5 protein-coding genes are annotated in these 4,836 nt (G+C 36.3%); all 5 read right to left on the reverse strand.

The features are described 5' to 3' along the window. Entirely contained in the window at window positions 1-975 is a 975-nt protein-coding gene (locus CA598_RS31065) for a phosphotransferase enzyme family protein (RefSeq protein WP_094878999.1), read from the reverse strand. Window positions 976-1,102: 127 nt separating this feature from the next. After that, entirely contained in the window at window positions 1,103-1,894 is a 792-nt protein-coding gene (locus CA598_RS31070) for an aminoglycoside phosphotransferase family protein (protein ID WP_094879000.1), read from the reverse strand. Between the two features lie 279 nt (window positions 1,895-2,173). After that, the gene (locus CA598_RS31075) at window positions 2,174-2,623 is read right to left on the reverse strand and encodes a DUF1569 domain-containing protein (RefSeq protein ID WP_094879001.1); all 450 of its coding nucleotides are present in this window, start codon (window positions 2,621-2,623) and stop codon (window positions 2,174-2,176) included. A gap of 243 nt (window positions 2,624-2,866) precedes the next feature. After that, window positions 2,867-3,733 carry a GNAT family N-acetyltransferase gene (locus CA598_RS31080; RefSeq protein ID WP_143812492.1) on the reverse strand — a complete coding sequence of 289 codons (867 nt, stop codon included), beginning with the start codon at window positions 3,731-3,733 and terminating at the stop codon, window positions 2,867-2,869. Window positions 3,734-3,858: 125 nt separating this feature from the next. Next, on the reverse strand, window positions 3,859-4,767 hold the full coding sequence (locus CA598_RS31085) for a phosphotransferase enzyme family protein (RefSeq protein WP_179283816.1): 909 nt from the start codon (window positions 4,765-4,767) through the stop codon (window positions 3,859-3,861). Window positions 4,768-4,836 lie beyond the last annotated feature (69 nt).

The raw sequence follows: 4,836 nt of genomic DNA on the forward strand, positions 1-4,836 counted from the left end.
TTATATTTTATAAAATATACTTTCACCATTGAGGAAAGGGCGACAATACTCTGCGCATAATTTAGGCATTCTTTCACGCATCCAGGCATGAACATGTTCATTCTCCATCTGGAAGACATAATATCCGATAATAGCGACCAACATAAAACCTTCCAGCTGCAGTCGATCATTCGCTGTATTTTCGTGCGCTCTGTAATATCCCTTAAGGAAAGTATCTCTTCGATCAGATGGCAGCATCATAGCTCCCATGGCTACATCCAGCAAGGCATAACCTTTTCCGAAAAAGCCAAAATCGATGAAGCGCACCTTTCCTTCGTTTGTGATGATGATATTACCCATACACAGATCCCCATGAATAAGATCAGGGCCAGCCTCACCGCCATGGTCATCTAACCGGGAGTTGATCAATTGCAGCGTTTGTTCAATGATATTAGCATCAGAAGACGTAAATAAATTCTTTTTCACACCCGAACGGATCACACGGATCATTCGTTCATTATAGGCTCTGCCTTGACTCGGGCGAATCTCCATATCTGAATGTTCGTACTGCCGAAAAAAAGAATGCAGTTCTGCTATTTGCGATCCCAGTTTTTTTACCAGTTCAAGATTGTTAACATCATTCTTATTCATGTCTCTTCCAGCTAGCCAGGTGAGGACGGAGCAGTTTAGCAGTTCACCTTCATATTCAACAATCGTAATTAGTTCACCATCTTTGTTTCTTACGGGAGTCTGTATTTCGTGGGTGCTCCAGCTTCCCAGCTTCTCAAGCATTTGTAATTCTCCAAGGATGCCAGCGAATGTATGTTGTAGTCCTTTCATGTCATCTATAAAAGGGTCATGAATGCGGAGTAAATATGATTTTCCAGTCCTATCATTAATACGATATGTTCTGTTCTCGTTGTGCCTTAAGAAAATAATCTCAGGCTGTTGAATATCGTACCTGCTTAGTAAGTCCAAAAGTTTCTCATTCGTCATAAGGGACTCCTTTAAATTTGAAATTCACCAACACACTTCTACAATTTTATAAACTATCCCCACGATGCGAAAAGATTATCATTTTGTATTCAGCTATTCTACCCGTGAATCAATACTAACCCTACTCTTAAATCCACTCTTTCCCATTTTCGCGAATGAATTTAATATCGTTTTGATAATGTTCAAGATGCCCATCATCTATCATTTTTTGAAAAGCACTGTCACCTTCACTGGCTTTTCTTTTAATGGTTTTACATAATCCTTCTAATCGTAACAATACCATCGCCAAATAATCTTCTTCTATTCCCTCTCCGTACGATTCAAAAAACAATTTGACTCTTTGGTTTACACGGTCGGCATGCTGTAATGAATTATAAAAAACTTCTTCACCTGCTTCAGAATGATAAACCCTACTTAAAGGAACGCAAGTATAAAGAGTATAAGCTATATCCCAAAGCCTTGGACCCGGACCAGCAACATCAAAATCAATAATGCCTACTGGTCTTTCATGATTAAAAATAAGGTTGTATATTGCAAAATCATTATGGCAGATTACCTCGAATGGTTGTGGGGTGTTATCTATTGATTGCCAATTTTCTTCAATTGAAAAATCTATCACAGATTCATGATAAAGACGGAGCATCCTCGCTATTTCTTTTAATACATCATTAGACCACATATAATCTTTTAAAGGATAATTACCAGCTTCTCCTTCAATAAAGGATAATATTTCTCTCCCTTTTTCATCAATACCTAAAAACTTTGGTGCATAACTGAAACCTTTGTTCTCCAAATGCTTTAATAGCTTATGAATTTGGGGACTATCTGCCTTTAATTCTCGTCGTACAGTATCTCCCGAACGATAAACGCTAGAGACATTTCCTCCGGTTAGTATCTCTTCGTTTTCATGGTTTGGCATCTAAATATTCCTCTCTAATATAACTTTCTATAAACGTAAAATAAATCCTGTTTGTTCAATTATCCTGCCCGCTAGTTGAATAAAGGCAGCCGATCACGATGACTGACCGCCTGCCTTCTATCATTTCTTCAAAAAGATCATGGGCAACAACATAAAAAAATCCATCCGATTTTAACTGTAACGCATCTATCTAATATTGATGTTTTTTCAGAACCCGTAACACGCTTTTAAAAATACGATTCTACCTAAACTAAACAATCTTTATCATTGCGAAAAAAACTAAACACCAAATTGTCTTAAATGATGGTCTAAATGTTTATAAATCCCTTTACCCCATTGCTCAGGAGTGAACTTTCCAAAGAAAGGATGTGGATGGGATGAACATTTCTCCGGTCCATTACTTTGGAAAGTTAAAATCTTTTGTTTCAGTTTTTCTTTTTCCGTCTCAAAATTTTTGTCATCTAAAATACGTATGGTCGGAATTGTTGACATATTGTGTGGGGCAGGCTTGTCATTATAGAAAATAGAATTCACAAACCTTCCTATTATCCTTCCTAGCCAATATCTAGGGGGAAAAGAATTTCCTAATGCGATGTCTTGAAATGCTGAGCAGTGAGCCAACATTTGAGCAACATTCATTGTTCCCCATTCTGGTTTTGAATTTGGACTTAAATTCTCGATACGGTTCAGTATTTCCACTGTATGTAATTCGTTGAATATATTTTTCATTAGCACACATCTCCATCGCCATTTTTGACATTTCAATCTAAAAAAAGGTGCTCGTCAATCGTTTTGGATCATTCCAAGTTATCAATGATAACTGCTATCTTATACAATTTCTTGGTCGAGCTTGGTAATTAAATGTGCTTGCGATTAAAACGTCCCAGCCAGAAGGCTTTTTGATATTGCCTTAATGACTTAGTATTTGCTCGTTCTCTGTTTGCTTAATAACAAACTCGTGTGCTACTCGCTTCAATGGTTTGAATAATTAAATCTTTTTAAATAATCACTAATTATACTCTGATCCTGATGCCACCATAACATTGGAAAATCATATTTTTTTGCAAATCCTAGCTTTTTAGCTAGCTGTATCGATCGTTCATTACCAGCGTCACAATTATAATTTGGCAATAGATTATGGTTTAAACAATGATCGATAAATGCTACGCCCGTATGTGTCGCTAACCCTTTATTCTGGTATTCACCCATGGTTACGATATCTATATCCGCATAACCTCCACCTACAAAATAAGAATTGCAAACACTTGCAAAATCATCATCCTTCAAAAGACAGTAACCAAATCCTCGATCCACAAAGTGTTGTGCCGAACTCCATAACGAATCATATGAAGCGTCCATTTCATTTTTGTATTTATCGAATAGTGCGCTATCCATCCGTTTCATATCAAACTGTTCTGGCAATGCGTTAGTTTTTTTTAGATGTTGGAATTTGGATAGATCGAATGTAAAAGAAGAACGGTGCAATATTACAGTCTTTCCCACTAACCTTTCGCTAATTTGAAACAGTAGTTCCGGTGTTGAAGCATAAAGATCATAGTATTTTGAATGGTGTTGATCATTTAGTAAAAATTCAGCTACATCGCTCATGAAGCATTCATTGTCGCCACTCTTAACTAAAAAATACTGTCCATATGAATTGCTAATAAGACTGCAGGTGGGATTATCGTTGTGATCAACAAACACTTTTCCAGATTGATTTTGCTCAATTACGGAATATGCAAACACAGGTTCATATGCTAGGTTTTTCATCAATGGCAGAACGTGAGTGTACATTTCATTAGATAATTCTATCATTTCATTTATCCCTTCTAATTTCAAATTTACATAAGTTCCTTGTTAAATTAGCCTGTACAACAGTTTATCAAATAAAAACAGCTGCCGAAGCAACCGCTATTACACTAATCTTCCCCGTTAATTGAAAAGAATTAATTGCTTCGAATGAATCAAATATCGTAAAATATCGTTTTACCGTTTAGGAAAGGCTTACAAACTTCAATTAAGCCTGGAATATGTTCACATAGCCATTTATGCGAATCTTTTTTACTTACTAGAAAAGTATAGTACCCAAATATCGCTAATAACATAAAACCCTCCAGCTGCTCAGTATCTAATCTTCTGGAAAAAATATTTGTGTAGCCAAATAGTACAGCCTCTCGCATTTCGCTTTTTATCATAAGGGCACCCATAGCAACGTCCATCGCGTAATATCCAAAACCCGATAAACCAAAATCAATGAATGAAATCCCCTTTGATGTGAGAATTAAGTTGCTATAGTTGATGTCGGCATGGATAAATCCCCAAGTCTCATTCGTTTTGCTCAGTACTTTAATACGATCGTTGATCAACGAAAGTGTTTTTTCAAGAACATTAAAATCCATTGAAGTGACAATACCCATTTCTTTCCCTGTTCTCAACTGGGTCAACATGGAATTTGTCCAATCTAACTCATATTTAGGTCTTATAAAACTTGAATCATGTTGATACCTCATCGAAAAATGATGTAAATGTGCAATACGCGTCCCTAAGATACTTACTGTCTCCTCACTGTTCAAATCTTGCTTGGACATGGTTTCCCCAAAAATCCATTTTAAAACTGAACAATGTATTTCTTCTTGTTCAATAATAACGGTTGATACCAGTTCACCGTTTAGATTTGGAATAGGGATTTGAACAGGCAATTCAGAATGAGTCGACCAAGCTAACAGATATTCTAATTCCGATTGGATAGCCTCGCGTGTATTATGCACACCCTGCATGTTTTTTGTAATGGGTTTATGCATTCGCAACAAATAAGTATTTTCAGATCCCTTTTCTATTACTTTATATGTAATGTTTTCATTATGACGAATCAATTCCGCGAAAGGATCAATAAAAGAATACTTCAGTAAAACTGAACTGTGACCGTATTTGTGGAAAGTTTA

Source organism: Paenibacillus sp. VTT E-133291, from assembly GCF_002264395.1.
Lineage (GTDB): Bacteria > Bacillota > Bacilli > Paenibacillales > Paenibacillaceae > Paenibacillus_AQ > Paenibacillus_AQ nitricinens.

What these genes read in the sequence shown, in the direction of transcription:
- CA598_RS31075 (WP_094879001.1), bottom strand. Translation starts at nt 2,623, where the DNA reads ATGAAAAATATATTCAACGAATTACATACAGTGGAAATACTGAACCGT.
- CA598_RS31070 (WP_094879000.1), bottom strand. Translation starts at nt 1,894, where the DNA reads ATGCCAAACCATGAAAACGAAGAGATACTAACCGGAGGAAATGTCTCT.
- CA598_RS31065 (WP_094878999.1), bottom strand. Translation starts at nt 975, where the DNA reads ATGACGAATGAGAAACTTTTGGACTTACTAAGCAGGTACGATATTCAA.